This window comes from Pollutimonas harenae, assembly GCF_004153685.1.
GTDB classification, from domain to species: Bacteria; Pseudomonadota; Gammaproteobacteria; order Burkholderiales; family Burkholderiaceae_B; genus Pusillimonas_C; species Pusillimonas_C harenae.
Map to the genome: position 1 here is coordinate 323,098 of NZ_SDQD01000003.1, position 16,102 is coordinate 339,199.

13 protein-coding genes are annotated in these 16,102 nt (G+C 55.5%); 2 read left to right on the forward strand and 11 right to left on the reverse strand.

The window, feature by feature from the left end:
• Nucleotides 1–67: 67 nt before the first annotated feature.
• The 6 genes from ERD84_RS14200 to ERD84_RS14225 all read right to left on the reverse strand — a co-directional run bounded on the left by ERD84_RS14200 (nucleotide 68) and on the right by ERD84_RS14225 (nucleotide 7,222).
• Nucleotides 68–1,447 (reverse strand): substrate-binding protein, encoded by a 1,380-nt coding sequence (locus ERD84_RS14200; protein WP_245150711.1) that lies wholly within the window; start codon nucleotides 1,445–1,447, stop codon nucleotides 68–70.
• A gap of 339 nt (nucleotides 1,448–1,786) precedes the next feature.
• The gene (locus tag ERD84_RS14205) at nucleotides 1,787–1,987 is read right to left on the reverse strand and encodes a hypothetical protein (RefSeq protein WP_130040317.1); all 201 of its coding nucleotides are present in this window, start codon (nucleotides 1,985–1,987) and stop codon (nucleotides 1,787–1,789) included.
• Nucleotides 1,988–2,025: 38 nt separating this feature from the next.
• Nucleotides 2,026–3,384, reverse strand: a complete 1,359-nt coding sequence (locus tag ERD84_RS14210; RefSeq protein WP_130040318.1) for a S8 family peptidase — start codon at nucleotides 3,382–3,384, stop codon at nucleotides 2,026–2,028.
• A 148-nt stretch (nucleotides 3,385–3,532) separates the two neighbouring features.
• Nucleotides 3,533–4,741, reverse strand: a complete 1,209-nt coding sequence (locus ERD84_RS14215; RefSeq protein ID WP_130040319.1) for an ABC transporter substrate-binding protein — start codon at nucleotides 4,739–4,741, stop codon at nucleotides 3,533–3,535.
• Nucleotides 4,742–4,805: 64 nt separating this feature from the next.
• Nucleotides 4,806–5,612 carry a crotonase/enoyl-CoA hydratase family protein gene (locus ERD84_RS14220; RefSeq protein WP_130040320.1) on the reverse strand — a complete coding sequence of 269 codons (807 nt, stop codon included), beginning with the start codon at nucleotides 5,610–5,612 and terminating at the stop codon, nucleotides 4,806–4,808.
• Nucleotides 5,609–7,222, reverse strand: coding sequence for a long-chain-fatty-acid--CoA ligase (locus ERD84_RS14225; protein WP_130040321.1), 1,614 nt, complete (start codon nucleotides 7,220–7,222; stop codon nucleotides 5,609–5,611). The genes ERD84_RS14220 and ERD84_RS14225 overlap by 4 nt, the downstream gene beginning before the upstream one ends.
• A 147-nt stretch (nucleotides 7,223–7,369) precedes the next feature.
• Between ERD84_RS14225 and ERD84_RS14230 the strand changes: the two genes are divergently transcribed.
• Nucleotides 7,370–8,419: an AraC family transcriptional regulator gene (locus ERD84_RS14230; protein ID WP_130040322.1), complete on the forward strand. Its 1,050-nt coding sequence runs from the start codon at nucleotides 7,370–7,372 to the stop codon at nucleotides 8,417–8,419.
• Here the strand turns inward: ERD84_RS14230 and pstB are convergent.
• The 5 genes from pstB to ppk1 all read right to left on the reverse strand — a co-directional run bounded on the left by pstB (nucleotide 8,400) and on the right by ppk1 (nucleotide 14,416).
• On the reverse strand, nucleotides 8,400–9,176 hold the full coding sequence (gene pstB, locus ERD84_RS14235; protein ID WP_130040323.1) for a phosphate ABC transporter ATP-binding protein PstB: 777 nt from the start codon (nucleotides 9,174–9,176) through the stop codon (nucleotides 8,400–8,402). The two genes, ERD84_RS14230 and pstB, sit on opposite strands and share 20 nt — an antisense overlap.
• 43 nt (nucleotides 9,177–9,219) lie before the next feature.
• Nucleotides 9,220–10,080, reverse strand: coding sequence for a phosphate ABC transporter permease PstA (gene pstA / locus ERD84_RS14240; RefSeq protein WP_130040324.1), 861 nt, complete (start codon nucleotides 10,078–10,080; stop codon nucleotides 9,220–9,222).
• Nucleotides 10,081–10,095: 15 nt separating this feature from the next.
• Nucleotides 10,096–11,034, reverse strand: a complete 939-nt coding sequence (gene pstC / locus ERD84_RS14245) for a phosphate ABC transporter permease subunit PstC (protein ID WP_130040325.1) — start codon at nucleotides 11,032–11,034, stop codon at nucleotides 10,096–10,098.
• Between the two features lie 163 nt (nucleotides 11,035–11,197).
• Entirely contained in the window at nucleotides 11,198–12,241 is a 1,044-nt protein-coding gene (gene pstS, locus ERD84_RS14250) for a phosphate ABC transporter substrate-binding protein PstS (protein ID WP_130040326.1), read from the reverse strand.
• 102 nt (nucleotides 12,242–12,343) lie between these two features.
• Nucleotides 12,344–14,416, reverse strand: coding sequence for a polyphosphate kinase 1 (gene ppk1, locus ERD84_RS14255; RefSeq protein ID WP_130040327.1), 2,073 nt, complete (start codon nucleotides 14,414–14,416; stop codon nucleotides 12,344–12,346).
• A gap of 195 nt (nucleotides 14,417–14,611) precedes the next feature.
• Between ppk1 and ppx the strand changes: the two genes are divergently transcribed.
• Entirely contained in the window at nucleotides 14,612–16,102 is a 1,491-nt protein-coding gene (gene ppx, locus ERD84_RS14260; protein ID WP_130040328.1) for an exopolyphosphatase, read from the forward strand.

The window sequence follows — 16,102 nt, forward strand, 5'->3', positions numbered from 1 at the left end:
TAGGCCAAGGCTAGGCATGCTAGTCTCCCCCTTATTTTTATAACAACGAAAGAATCACAGTCCCGGCTTAGACTGCCGGAGACATCTTGCAACCGGCATAGCCTATGGGCGGCAGCGTATCCACCCCGTTGGCTACGGCGACCACATCGACCAGGTCATCCTTGTTCTTGATGTCGGAAGGTTTCTTGCCCTTGACGACGGCAAAGTTGGCTGCGCCATCGTGATCCTCGGCGCGGAAGTAAACCTCGCCACCCATGGTGTAAGGCCGCTTGTGATTAATGCTGTCCTCGAAGGCCTTGACAACTTCGGCGGGGTAGAAAGTACCCGCGCGCTCCACGGCATCGGCCCACAAGAGCATGGTCATATAGGCATTGTGCTCGGGATCACGTGGCTTGGCGTTGAATTTCGCCTCGTAGGCCTCGACGAAGTCCTTGGCCACTTCGTTCTTGTCGGCTTCAGTCCACCAGAACACCATGGTGCCGTGCACGCCTTCCATGATTTCGGGCCCGACCTCTTCGAGCATGTAGGCAGGCATGTAAGGCACGCACATCTTCATGTTCTTGAGCACGCCAAATTGGTGAGCTTGCTTGGCCGAGTTGACCGCGTCCGCGCCATAGTCAAGGTTGATAAGGATATCGGCGCCACTGTTGGCCACGTTCAGCAAATAGGCACTGTAGTCAGTCGCACCCAGGGGATGAATCTGGGGCGTATCGATAGTGGTCCACCCCTGCGCCTCAGTGAATTCACGCATATGGTCATGGATGGAGTGACCGTAGTTATAGTCGGGGACCAGGTAAATGGCTTTCATGTCCTTGCCATAGGCTTCGGCCAGGACGGGTGCAATGGCCTTGGATGCCGTATAGGCATGGTGACACAAACGAAAACCATAGCGCCGGCAGTCTTTTCCGGTGGTATCGCTGGAGCCGCTGATGATGGGAAAGTACAAGGTCTTGGCACGCTCGCAGGTATTTTGCAGCGCGATCGCCACGGAACTGCTGACGCTGCCGGCAATCATCATGGCCTTGTCCTGGCGGATGAAACGCGTAGCCGCCTGTACTGCACTATTGGGCTTGGTCTCGGCATCGCCGATAGCCAACTCGATTTTCTTGCCCAGAATGCCCTGTTTGGTCAGCGGCGACACCTTTTTTACGCGTGGATCACCATTGTTGATCATTTCCGCAGCCAGCTCGAAGCCACGCTTTTGCCCTGCTCCTTCGGCCGAATAGGGGCCGGTCAAGTCCAGAGTAAGACCTGCAACGACAGTATCACCGGCGACCCCATCGGGGTAATTGCCCAGTTTTGGATACTGTTTTGCTTGAGCGAACGCGGCGGAACTGTACGCCCCCGGAACCAGCAGTCCCCCGGCAACTGCAGAGCCGGTTTTCAAAAATCCACGACGATTCGTAGTGTTTTCTGCCTGTTGATTTTGAACTTTTTTGTCTTCCACCGTAAGTCTCCTTTTAATATTCCTGTGACGCGAGATAGTCGCCACACAAGTTTCCTGTGCAAAGCTGCGCCCTTCCCGGTACGGGAAAGCTCCATCCATGCATAAGAATTTTTTATTGCGAGGCAAGTAAACCAGCGCAAAAGAGTTTTTGTCTGCCGTGTTGTTATCAAGAACGAATCCGTATTGCTTATGGTTATCTGCTACGGACGCGACCGAGATTATCAAAAGGAAGTCGCAAGCACTCCCTTGAAACGGACATAAACTATCTTGAATCAGACTTTAAAAATAAAGCCAAGGGTTAACGTGAGTACTGAATCACAGGAATACGGACAAAAGGATTCAGGATTTTTGATTTTGCGGCGTATCCAGGCGATAGTTGCTGCGTGACGGTTCGACATCGCGAACGCCAGCGATCTTGTAAAGCTCTTGTACCCGGGATACTTCTATCGTGCCCGCAATAATGCCTATGGCGACCAGTTCTCGCTCAACCGCCATACCCGCCCTGCGGCAACCTTCGACCACTTCAGCATATCGGCTCAAGTAGTCTTCTTTAACAGATATCGATAGCTGTACATGCGTCAAAGAGCCACCTTTTCTTCATGAGGGGCCTGAATCAGGCCCGCCCCCACATCGCGTGAGGGTAGCGCCAGCCGAAGCGTGCTTTGGACGATACGGCTCAGCAGGACATGCCCACTGATGCCACCGTCTGCCTCGGCCAATAAAGCGGCAACACCGGCAACAAACGGTGTCGCCATACTGGTACCGCTTAGGCTGCGGTAATGCTCGGGTCCAGGCCAGGACGATAGTATATCTACCCCCGGGCCTGCAACGTCGACCTGCCCACCATCCCCCTCAAGCCCGCCGCTGGAAAAAGGAGCTATCTGCATATGCTTATCAATGGCGGCCACCGCCATGATCGACGGGCAATTGGCGGGATGCGATACCGGCGCAATCAAGGTATCCCGCTGGCTGTCGTTGCCCGCAGCAGCGATAACCACCGTTCCGGCTTTCAAGGCCCGCCGGGCAGCCTCTTCAAATACTTTGGAATACCCTTGCCCTGGCTGCACCGGGCTGCCCAACGACATCGATATGATTTGGCACTGATTCTCGACGGCCCAGTTAATGCCCTCCAGTACACCACCATCGTCTCCACTGCCCTCGTCGCTCAATACTTTACCAACATAAAGTTGCACACTACTGGCAACGCCATAGCGCGGTGCCGCCGACGGTTGAACAGGACCGCATGCAATGCCCGCACAGTGCGTACCGTGCCCATTGCCATCCTGTACGGTCTGGCCGTCAACAAAGGAACGGGAGGTGATGCTATGACTGGAAAAATCAGGATGCTGCAAGTCCAGTCCGGTATCGAGGACAGCCAGGCGCACCCCTGTTCCACTATATTGAGACAGTACAGCCTTAGTTGCCTGAATACCCCAGGTCGACAAAGACTCGTCCACAGCAGCACCTGGCCGCGGCTCCCCTGGCTGCCGCGGCACAGCCCCTAATCGGCCGGCCAGGTCGTCTACCGCATCGCGATAGCCTTTCAGATAGGTCTGAAGCAAAGCGTCGCCGAAAATCGTTTCAGACTTTGAGCCGGGTTGGACCGGCGTGGGAACCGATACCTGGCGCCGCCCCGTCGCGTACACCCGCCTCTCGGGTTCTATGGCCAGTATCGCACCGCCACTTTCGGCCATGGCGCGGTCCAGCAACGGTTGCTTATCTAAGGTGCAACGTATGAGTGCAACGCCTATGCTGTTGAAGACAATGGCGCATTGCGCGGTAAGTACGCCGCTTTTACCCGTTTTGCTTCGACGTGATGGCGCACGGGCAAGACTGAGGCCGGCAATATCGATGAGTTTTGTTACACCTTCCTGGGTCCGGCCCTCGCACAACAGAACCAAATAGCGACCCGTTACTTTATGTTTATTGAGTGGCATGGTGGTCTCCTCGGGACGAAAAAGAGCGTGGGCAAGGCAACGCTCTTTTATCCAGACAGCATGCAAGCACTCAATCGGTGCGTCAAGTTGAAACTGCTACATTTTGCGCCGACGCCGGGAATCGGCGCCGGTCGATGAGTATGAACCTTTACTTCTTGAAGACCGGGCACTCGCTGGCTGCAGGCTTGCGGAAAGCGTCATTGGCCGGAATGGTGTCCACGATGTTGAAGTAATCCCACGGATACTTGGACTCGGAGGGCGATTTCACCTGAACCAGGTACAGATCGTTCATCAGGCGACCATCTTCACGCAGGTAGGCGTTCTCGGCAAACATATCGTTTACCTTGATCTCACCCATTTTTTTGCGTACTGCCGTGGTATCGGTGGTGCCAGCCTGGCGCACCGCCTCGAGATAGTGCATTACACCTGAATACACGCCTGCCTGGCCCATGGAGGGCATGGCATTCATGCGCTCGTAGAAGCGCTTGGACCATTCGCGGGACGCCTCGTTGCGATCCCAGTAGAACGCTGTGGTCAGGTACAGGCCCTGGGCGGCATCCAGACCGATGGCATGTACGTCGGTGATGTACATGAGCAAGGCTGCGAGTTTCTGACCGGAATCTGTCAGGCCGAACTCCTTGGCCTGCTTGATCGAGGTGGTGAGGTCACCCCCGGCATGTGCCAGCCCGATCACATCGGCTTTGGAAGCACTGGCAGAAAAAATCTGGGAAGACAGATCGGCTGCCGCCAATGGGTGCTTGGTCGTACCGACGATGGTGCCGCCCTCGTCCTTCACGGCATCCATGGCGTCTCGTGCCAGAGCTTCGCCGAAGTTGTAGTCGACCATGATCATGTACCAGCTCTTGCCACCCTGCCGCACCATGGCCCGGGCAGTACCGTTGGCGGTGGCATAGGTATCGTAGACCCAGGCAATTGTATTCGGGCTGCAGCCCTTGCCGGTCAGGTCAGACGAGCCAGCACTGGTGATCAGCAACAGTTTGTCTTTCTCTTTGGTGACGCGCTGAGCGGCAAACGCCACACCGGACGACGTAAGCTCGGCCACCACATCGACGCCCTGGTTGTCGATCCAGTCGCGCACCATGGCAGCACCCACGTCAGTCTTGTTCTGATGGTCGCCCGAAATCACGCTGGCTTTTACTTCTGGATGCCTGGCGAAGAAGTCCTCGACGGCCATTTCCGCAGCTACCGCCGAACCCCGGCCAGCGATGTCGGAATAGGTTCCTGTCATGTCGGTGAGGACGCCGATTTTTGGCGTCAGCGTTGTGGATGCCTGGGTAGAGAGCCCGGTGAACGCCAGCGCGCATCCCAGTGCCAGAGTACGTAAACCAGTAATCATATGTGTCTCCTGATGTTGTAATAATGTCCGGACGAGTCCGGTTGCTACGACGGGGTCAAGCTGTCTATGCGATGGCGTCTACGCCAGGCTTGACCTTGTGTGCCTTCTTCGTGACAAACTCGTTGAGCCGGCCCTGCACGTCGGGTCCGGTCTGGACCACCGCAGCCATCAACCCCTCTGCAAAGAGGCCGTCAGTGGCTGACATGTCGGCGATCTTGTTGATGGACGTCACGATAGCGTAATTGGACAGGAAAGCGTTTTGTGCGATGCGCTCGGCCAGCGACATGGCAAAATCCTGTGCAGATACGGGGTTCTCGGGGGTGTTGCACACGTAATGCGCAAGACCGATACGATGGCCTTCATCGATACCTACGACGCGGCCGGTCAGCATCATTTCGATCATGCGATCGGCGGAGATAATGCGCGCCGTGCGCACTGTGGCACCGCCACCTGTGAAAATGCCGCGGGTGCCCTCGGGCAACGAGAAGTACGTGCTGGCATCGGCCACACGGATATGGGCCGCACTGGCCAGTTCAAGCCCGCCTCCTACTACCGCCCCCTGCAGGCAGGCGATGACTGGAATGCCGCCATGCTGAATCTTGTCGAACGCTCGGTGCCAGGCCTGGCACACGCGCAGAAACTCGACCGCGCCCCGTTCCTGATCGTGGTGTTCTTTGAGGTCGAGGCCAGCGCAGAAGTGATCGCCTTCCGCCATCATGACTATGACACGGATATGCGACGGCACATTCGAAAAATAGTCGTCGATTTCCCGTACCGTAGCGTCATCAAGCGCATTGCGCTTATGCGCACGCGCCAGCGTCACGACGCCAACGTTACCTACTTCGTGTATCTTCAAACTGCTCATTGTCATGGATGGATCTCCTGGGATTCATAAAAAATTTTTCGCAAAGCTGTCTTTTGCACCTTGCCGGTCGCCGTCATGGGCATATTGTCGATGAAGATCACTTCGTCGGGAATCATCCATTTGGCAACGCGGTCGGTATAAATGGACAGAATGTCTTCGGCTGTTGGCGAGCTGGACTCTCTTTTTACGACGACCAGAATGGGACGCTCGCCCCACTTCTTGTCAGGCTTGGCAATGCAGGCAGCCATCTTGATGTCGGGATGCTCCGAGGCGATGTTCTCGATCTCGATGGAGGAAATCCATTCGCCGCCCGATTTGATGACATCTTTGCTGCGGTCGGATATGCGCATATAGCCATGAGAATCAACACTTGCCACGTCGCCCGTGTGGAACCAGCCGTTGTTCAGCGCGGTCTGAGCCTGGCCGCTATAGCGCTCGATTACCCAATTACCCCGAATCATGAGGTCGCCGGTGGCAACGCCATCGTGCGGCTGCACCGTGCCTTCGCTGACGATACGAAACTCTGCACCGAACAGCGGACGCCCCTGCGAAGCCAGTACATGCAGCTTTTCTTTTTCAGATAAGGACTCATGCTCGGGCAAGAGAAAGCACACGGTACCCAAGGGCGAGACTTCGGTCATGCCCCAAGCGTGCCGTACCGATACATTCAATTGAGCAAGCGCTGTGATCATGGCGGGCGGGCAGGCCGAACCGCCGATGATGGCACGACACAAGGAGCTGAAGCCCAGGCCCTCTGCCTGCACGTACTCAAGCAGGATTTGCCAGATGGAGGGTACGCCGGCGGAAAGCGTGACGCCTTCCGTCTCGCAGAGTTTGTGTAGAGCGGGCCCGCTGAGATCTGCACCCGGCATGACCAGCTTTGCGCCCGACAGGAGACTCGAATAGGGCAGCCCCCAGGCGTTGACGTGGTACATGGGCACCAGCGGCATCACAGCATCGCGGCACGAAACACCGACCGCGTCCGGATGGCATGAAGCGTAGGCATGCAGCAGTGTCGAGCGATGCGAATACAGGGCTCCCTTGGGGTTACCCGTGGTGCCCGAGGTATAGCACAGACCGCAAGCCGTGTTCTCGTCGAACTCTGGCCATTCGAATCCGGTGTCATCGGAGCCCAGCCAATTGGCATAGACGGACAGGCCGTCGGCAACAGCGTCGTCGGGTTCATCGAGCAGCACCCACTGCGTTACGCTGGGGCATTGTGGCCGAAGCTGTTCGACCAACCCGGCAAATTGCCTGTCGTAGAACAGCACGGTATCTTGCGCATTATTGATGATGAAGGCGATCTGCTCGACGTGCAGCCGGGGGTTGACGGTATGGCAGACCATGCCTACCCCCGCTGTGGCGTAGTAGATTTCAAGGTGGCGATGAGTGTTCCATGCCAAGGTGCCAACCCGGTCGCCAGCTTGAATGCCCTGCGCCAGCAAGCGGATGGCCAGTTGCCTGGCGCGCTGCGCAAACTCCGTATAGGTATAGCGATGTATGACACCATTGCCCATTGCTGTCACGATCAACTGGCGCGGGTTGTTATTAACTGCATGCGTCAGGATGGACGATACCAAAAGTGGGCGATTCATCATGTTGCCCAGTACAGCCATAGTGTCTCTCTCCGATTTTCGTTGTAAGGTTTTGCTTTTAATTCTATAAAGCATGATGTGGTATAGCTATACCACATAATGACGACGGACTTGCATAAAGTGCCAAATCGTCCGTATTGTCGCCCATCAACAAAGCAAGGACTCCACTTGAGCAGAGCCATTGACCAACAGGTCTTTACGTCGACCGTTTCGGTCGAGTTGCTGCGCGATCTCCTGTTGGCATTGCAAGGCATTTGCGATGAAGCCCGCCTGCGCGGCTTTCTTGCCGAAGCCGGTATTTTTCCTGAGCTGGTGGCGCGCAAGCATGCCCGCATCACGCACGAGCAGCTGGTGCGCTTCTATCAGATTGCCGCCGGAGAAACGGGTGACGAGATGATGGGCCTATGGTCACGCCCTATTCGTACAGGTGCCCTCAAGGTCATCTGTCGCAGCGTGCGGGATGCCAGCTCGGTGGCGGTAGCACTGTACCGCTTCACCCAGGTCTGGAACTTGATGCTCGATGATTACCAGCTCGTACTTACTCCCGAAGCAGGATCCTTTGGCGTGAGCCTGCTGCCACGCCACGCCGGGTCTGAGGTCAATCGCTTCGGCCACATGCTAATGCTGAAACTGGCCCATGGTGTCGTGTCGTGGCTGGTGGGCCATGAAGTCCCCCTGCGGCACGTCCGCTTCACCTTTTCCCGACCTGATTTTGCTGAAGACTACCGAGTATTGTTTCCTGCAGAAGTCGAGTACGAGGCGCCCTGCTCCACTATCCACTTCCATTGCGAACTGGCCGAGCGGCGCTTTGAGCGCCCCTACGCAGACCTGCGCCCCTTTCTGCTGCGAGCACCCCGCGACTGGATCTTCACCACCTACAAGGAACACACGCTGTCCATGAAGGTACGCGGCTTCCTGAGCAATGCCAGCCGTGGAAACCCGTCGTTGAAAGAGACGGCGCAAGCCTTCCATATATCGCCGCGTACACTGATCCGGCGTCTGGCCGCCGAGCACACGTCTTTTCAGGGCATCAAGGACGCTTTACGGCGTGACGTCGCGATTTTCGAGCTCATCAATACAAACAAGAGCCTGGACAGCATCGCCGACGACCATGGGTTTGCATCGGTGTCGATTTTTCATCGTGCCTTCAAGCGCTGGACCGGGAACACCCCGGGCGAGTATCGGCGCAGTAGTGTCTTTAACCGAAGCGACCTGTAATGTAGTCTTCGGTTTCCTTGCGGGCCGGCTTGACGAAAATCTGGTCGGTTTCACCGAACTCCATCAGTTCGCCCAGGTACATATAGGCCGTGTAGTCGGAACAGCGCGCTGCCTGCTGCATATTGTGGGTAACGATAACCACGGTGTACTCGGATTTGATCTCGGCGATCAGCTCTTCGATCTTGGCAGTTGAAATGGGATCTAGCGCCGAGCAAGGCTCGTCCAACAACAGCACTTCGGGCTTGATGGCCACACCCCGGGCAATGCAAAGCCGCTGCTGTTGACCGCCCGACAAGCCATTGCCGCTTTGGTTGAGCTTGTCCTTGACTTCATTCCAGAGAGCCGCCTTGGACAGCGCCCACTCTACCCTTTCATCCATCTCGCCTTTGCTGAGCTTTTCGAACAAACGGACGCCAAAGGCAATATTGTCGTAGATGCTCATTGGAAACGGGGTAGGCTTCTGAAACACCATGCCCACCTTGGCCCGAATCAATGAGATATCCATCTTTGAGGTCAGCAGGTTTTCGCCATCGAGATTGATTTCGCCTTCTGCCCGCTGTCCGGGGTAAAGCTCGTACATGCGGTTGAAGGTACGCAGCAGTGTGGATTTGCCGCAACCCGAAGGGCCAATGAAAGCCGTAACCTTGTTTTCCTTGATGGACAGATTCACATCTTTTATGGCCTGGTAGTTGCCATAATAGAAATTCAGGTTCTTGACTTCCAACTTGGTACGTTCTGCAGGTGGTGTGGTGTGCATGGTCATTTCCCAGTCCAAGGGGCAGGCCCCTTGAGCCTATGTGTTATTTGCGAAAGAGACTGCGAGCAATAATATTGATGCCCAGGACCAGTAACGTGATGAGTACGGCGCCGGCCCATGCCAGGCGGTTCCAGTCCTCGAAGGGGCTCGCAGCGTACTGGAAGATCACCACAGGCAGGTTGGCAATCGGCGCATTCATATTCAGGGACATAAACTGGTTGTTCAAGGCGGTGAACAGCAACGGTGCGGTTTCACCCGAGATACGGGCGATCGCCAGCAGCACCCCCGTGATGATGCCCGAGCGCGCCGCGCGATAGCAGATGAACATCACAATGCGCCATTGCGGACAGCCCAGTGCCGCAGCGGCCTCGCGCAGGCTGTTGGGAACCAGCGACAGCATATTGTCGGTGGAGCGCACCACAACGGGGATAACAATGATGGCCAGGGCAAAGGCGCCCGCCCAGCCAGAATAATGCCCTACCTGAGCCACATAGACAGCGTAGATGAACAGACCGATAACAATGGACGGCGCAGACAACAAGACGTCGTTCAGGAATCGAGTAGCAGGTGCCAGCCAACCCCGTTGGCCATATTCGGCCAGGTAAGTACCGGCCAGCACACCTATGGGGGTGCCTACCAGGGTGGCGACCACCGCCATGGCCACGCTGCCGAATATGGCATTGAGCAGACCTCCGTCGGCGCCTGGCGGGGGAGTGGATTGCGTCAACAGGCTCAGCGAAAGCGCCGAACCGCCTTTAAGCAGCAAGGTGAGAATAATCCAGAACAGCCAGAAAAGCCCAAACACCACAGTGGCGCTGGACAAGGTAAGCAGCATCCGATTGACACGCTGGCGTTTTTTGTAGACCGAGTTCGAGGCGTTGACGACAGAATCTGAAGTGAACATAAATGTTTTTCCGGCCTAGTGAGTGGTGCCTTCGCTTTTACGCAGGCGTAACAGCAGAAGTTTGGAGAAAGCCAGGACCACAGTGGTGATCAGGAACAGGATCAGGCCCAGTTCTAGGAGGGCCGACTTTTGCATGCCCCCGGCCTCGTTGAACTCGTTGGCCAGGGCCGAGGCAATTGAGTTGGAGGGAGCAAAAATGGAATTGGGCAGGTTAAAGGCGTTGCCTATTACAAACGTGACGGCCATGGTTTCACCCAGGGCTCGCCCGAGCCCCAGCATGATGCCGCCAATTACACCATTTTTGGTATAGGGCAGTACCACTCGCCAGACCACTTCCCAGGTGGTTGCACCCAGGCCATAAGCGGACTCCTTCAACATGGCAGGCACTACTTCAAATACGTCGCGCATGACGGCCGTGATAAAGGGCATGACCATAATCGACAGAATCAAGCCTGCCGTGAACACCCCGATCCCGAAGGGGGGGCCGGCAAAGATGTCACCAAGAATGGGCACGCCCTCGAAGAGGTCGATAATAGGCGGCTGGATGTACTGCTGAAACAGCGGCACAAAGACAAAAAGCCCCCACATCCCGTAGATGATGGAGGGAATGGCCGCCAACATTTCAATAGCCGTGCCCAGCGGTCTGCGTAGCCAGACCGGAGACAACTCGGTCAGAAACATAGCGATGCCGAAAGACACAGGCACGGCAATGGCCAGGGCAATGACCGAGGTAAGCAAGGTACCGACAATAGGAACCATGGCGCCGTAGATGTTCTGGACCGGATCCCAATTGTTGGTCCAGAGAAAGCTCAGGCCGTATTCGGCAATGGACTCCCGGCTGCCGTATACCAGGGATACCATGATGGCTCCCAGCAGGGCGAACACCAAGAACGCAAACGCGCGCGTCAGGTTCTTGAATACGGCGTCCATCAGTGCACTTTGGTTATTTTTCATGTCGGTTTTTTAGCATTGAGCGAAGACCAGTAAGATAAATGCACGGACATCAAATAAAAGTGATCGCACGTGAACTGCCGGTTTTTAACATAAGAAAGACGGCGCCGTCTGCACAGCACCGTCTTGCCAGGCAAATAGGGCTGCATGCAGCCCTGTTCACCTATTACTTCCAGACTGCACTACCGTCAGCTGCCTTGATTTCTGCTTTCCAGGCCTCAGCAATCTTATTGGTAACGCTGTCGGGCATAGGCACGTAATCGAGCTCTTCTGCCAGTTTATCGCCGTTCTTGAAAGCCCAATCGAAGAAAGCCAGGACTTCCTTGCCGTTTTCAGGCTTGTCCTGCTTTTTGTGCAGCAGGATGAAACTGGCGGACGTAACAGGCCAGGACTCAGCACCAGGTTCGTTAGTCAGTACAACACCCATGCCAGGAGCGCTTGTCCAGTCGGCATTGGCGGCTGCGGCTGCAAAAGCCTCTTGTGTAGGCTGAACAAACTTGCCGTCAAGGTTCTTCAGTTGTGTCCAGGACAGGTTGTTCTGCTTGGCATAAGCGTACTCGACATAGCCGATGGAGTTCTTGAGCTGACGAACATACGCGGCAACACCTTCGTTACCCTTGCCACCCTGGCCTGTGGGCCATTTTACAGCTTTACCTTCACCGACTTTTTCTTTCCAATCGGCCGACACCTTGGACAGGTAGTTGGTCCAGCCAAAAGTCGTACCCGAACCGTCCGAACGGTGCACAACGATAATCGAGGCATCGGGCAGCTTGATATCGGGGTTCATGGACTGGATGGCAGGGTCGTTCCATTTTTTGACCTTGGCCATGAAGATATCTGCAACGATTTCGCCCGACAGCTTCAATTCGCCGGGCTTGATGCCATCGACGTTGACAACGGGAACCGTTCCACCGACGATGGCGGGGAACTGGAACAAATTGTTTTCGTCGAGCTTATCGCCCTTCATGGGGTCGTCGGAAGCACCGAAGTCGACAGTTTTGGCAATGATTTGCTGTTGTCCGCCACCCGAGCCGATAGACTGATAGTTGATGCGGTTGCCGGTTTCCTCGTGGTATTTGGCTGCCCATTTGGCGTAAATGGGATAGGGAAACGACGCGCCGGCACCAGTGATGTCGGCGGCATGAGCCGTCAGTGAGGCCGCGCCAAAGGCGATACCGACCGAAACCTGTAATAAAACGCGCTTAAACATCGAGGCATCCTCTTGATCTGTGACTGGTTAAGACAGGACTAAGCCTGCACAGACGACATATTAAGCAAGCAATATGACATGTTCGTGACAGCCATGAAACTTTTAGTCGCCCAGCTGTTGGACCAGGTACTCATGCATATTAAAAGGTTTTCCGCGACTCGTCACCTTGGCGTACGAACCATTGGGCAAAGCACGCCAAGCCAATTGGTTATCCCGCAAAGCGTAAGTAAATGCTTCACTGATGACTCGTTTCTTCAAGACTTTGTCCAGAATAGGGAAACCGACCTCGACACGCCGGAAGAAATTCCGGTCCATCCAGTCGGCGGACGACAAATAGACGTTCTCGGCACCGTTGCTGTAAAAATAAAATACGCGTGAATGTTCCAGAAACCTGCCTATTATGGACCTGACCGTAATGTTGTCGGATAGGCCCGGCACGCCGGCGCGCAAGGCGCAGGCACCCCGTACGACGAGATCGATTTTCACACCCGCCTTGCTGGCCTTGTACAGGCTATCAATAATGGTGGGTTCCAGCAAAGAATTCATTTTTGCCATAATGTGGGCTTTCTTTCCGGCCTTGGCTTGAGCGACTTCGCTGCGTATCATCGCCAGCATGGTTTCATGCAGGGTAAAAGGCGATTGCAGCAGCAATTTCAAATTTTGCCGCGCACCCAGGCCGGTCAGCAACGAAAATACCTTGTCCATGTCCTGGCACATTTTTTGATCGGCGGTCAGCAGGCCAAAGTCAGTGTATAGCCTGGCCGTTTTGGGGTGATAGTTACCCGTACCCAAGTGCCCATAGCGGCGTATGTATCCTTTTTCGCGCCGTAGCACCAGAGCCATCTTGGCATGCGTCTTGTGCCCTACCACGCCATAGCTGACATGGGCGCCCACTTCTTCGAGCTTAGCCGCCCAGTTGATATTGGTCTGTTCATCGAAGCGCGCCATGAGCTCAACCACCACAGTGACCTCTTTACCGGCCTTGGCGGCAGCCAGCAGCAGCCGCATGAGCTCTGAGTCTTCGCCGGTACGATAAATGGTTTGCTTGATGGCCACAACGGCCGGATCCATAGCCGCCGCGGTGAGAAAGTTGAGTACAGGCTGAAATGATTGGTAGGGATGGTGCAGCAGCCTGTCTTGTGCAGCGATGGCGGCAAAAAGCTGCTCGGGCAAATCGCCGACAGTATCAAAGGGCGCAGGCAGCTTGGGGCGATGGTCGGGAAATAGAAGCTCGGGCCTGTCGACCATATTGCATAGTTGCATCAGCCGGGACAGATTGACCGGACCGCTGACCCGATAGGTGTCTTGCGCTTGAAGCAGGAACTCCTGCTGGAGAAACGTCTCGAGGTCGGTCGGCATGAATTGGTCGATTTCCAATCGGACTGCTGCCCCGAAATTGCGCTGCGACAGTTCGCCCTGCAGGGCCTGACGCAGATTGGTGATTTCTTCCTCGTCGACGAAAAGATCACTGTTACGGGTTACACGCCACTGATAAACGCCCTTGACCTCCAGCCCGACGAAAAGCTCGCCCACAAAAGCACTGATGAGCGCCGTCAACAAGATATAGCCATGCGGAATGCCGGAAATTTCGGCCGGCACCTTGATGACCCGAGGCAAGGCGCGTGGCGCCTGCACAATCGCTATGGAAGCGCTGCGGCCGAACGCATCCTGCCCAGCAAGGGAAACAATGAAATTCAGGCTTTTGTTATAGACGCGTGGAAAGGGATGAGCAGGGTCCAGTCCGATGGGCGTCAGCAAGGGCATGACTTCGCGCTCAAAGCCGGCATGCGCCCAATCGTGCAAAGCGTCGCTCCACTCGGGGGGATCAAGTAGCGCTATGCCCTCAGCCTTCAAAACAGGTAATACCTGTTTGGTCAGCAGACTGTTTTGGCGGTCTACCAGCTCATGCGTCGCGGCCTGCACACGCTCAAAAGCCTCGCCCGGACTATAGCCATCACCACCAATCACCCCAGGTGTCTGACGCTGTTGCTCTTTCAGGCTGGATATCCGGATTTCAAAAAACTCATCCAGATTGGAACTCACGATACATAAATACCGCAAACGTTCCAGGACAGGCGTGCTGCTGTTTTCGGCCATCGCCAATACCCGCTCATTGAATTTGAGCAAAGACAATTCCCGATTCAACAATGCAGGATCGGATGAGGAAGGAAGCATATATAACGGGCCTATCAGTAGGAAGAAATCGTTTTACTTCATTTTTATTACGCCTATATGACGCGGCACGAAAAACCTGCGCTATCGACTCAATACTTATTAATATGCCCGATTTTCAGGGTTTTGTGATAGTTTCAAACAGAAACTGGTAGACGGTCTTTATAATTCATCCGTTTACACCCGAGTTTATCCACCATGGACCACCTCCTTGCCGCCATTGACCTGGGCTCGAATAGCTTCAGACTCTCAATCGGACGTGTCGTACAGCAAGATGGCAACGCACAAATCTATGCTGTTGATCGTCTCAAAGAATCCACCAGGCTGGCGGCAGGCCTGAACGATGACAAAATACTCGACGATGAGGCCATACAGCGTGCGGTCACGGTTTTGAAACGTTTTGGCGAACGCTTGCAAGGCTTTCACCCGAACCGGGTACGAGCCGTGGCCACCAACACCTTTCGTATTGCCCGCAATGTCGACAAAATATTGCCACTGGCCGAAGAGGCACTGGGCTTCCCCATCGAAGTCATTTCCGGCCACGAAGAAGCACGGCTCATTTTTTCGGGTATTACGAACGAATTACCGCCATCCGACAAAAACCGTCTAATGATCGATATAGGCGGTGGATCGACCGAGGTCATTATTGGCAAGGGCTTTCAGCCACAGCACATGACTTCGCTGTACATGGGCTGCGTCAGCTATACCCGCCGGTTCTTTCCCGATGGCCGCATCACCGAGGCGCGCATGCAAGAGGCGCAACTGGCAGCACAACGCGAAATCGAAGCTATCTCGAAACGATACCGCAAGACGGGCTGGCAAGAGGCTTATGGCTCGTCAGGCACAGCCAAAGGCCTGATAGCCGTGCTGCAAGAAGGAGGGATGTCAAAGAAAGGCATCACGCTGGAAGGCATGGAAAAGCTCAAGGACAAACTGGTACGCGACGGCAAAGTCATCATGAGCGAACTACCAGGCCTGAAACATGATCGTTCCCTGGTACTGGCGGGCGGACTGGCCATCATGATGGGCGCCTTCAAGGAACTGCATATAAAGGCCATGGGCCCCGGCGAAGGCGCTTTGCGCGTGGGCGTGCTGTACGATCTGCTGGGCCGTGACTCCAAGCACGACAAGCGCCACGAGACGGTAAGGCAATTCATCAAGCGCTACCATGTCGACGTTCGCCAGTCGGCAAGGGTAAAGCAGGTAGCCATGAACTTGTTCAAGCAGCTGGAGCTGCCCGACGACACCGAGGTTCAGGATCTTGAGCGCACCTTGGAATGGGCCGCCGATCTGCACGAAATCGGCATGAGTATCGCCCACGCCGAGTACCACAAGCACAGCGCTTACATCCTGCAACACGCCGACATGCCCGGCTTCTCGAACGATGACCAGTTGCTGCTGGCCAGACTGGCGCTGGGCCATCATGGCAAGCTAAGCAAATTTCCACGGCAAGAACCCACACGCAACCGTTGGCTGACACTGCTATGCCTGCGTCTGGCCGTCCTGCTGGCCAGGCGCCGCGAAGATATTGAACGGCTTCCTATTGCCATTTCCGCCAAGAACAACCATATATGTGTCAAAGTCGAGAGCAACTGGCTTGCTACCCACCCCTTGTCTGAATACTCTTTGCTGACCGAGCAAGACGAATGGAACAAAGGCGAGTTCAGCTTTGAGCTAAGCCCGCAATGA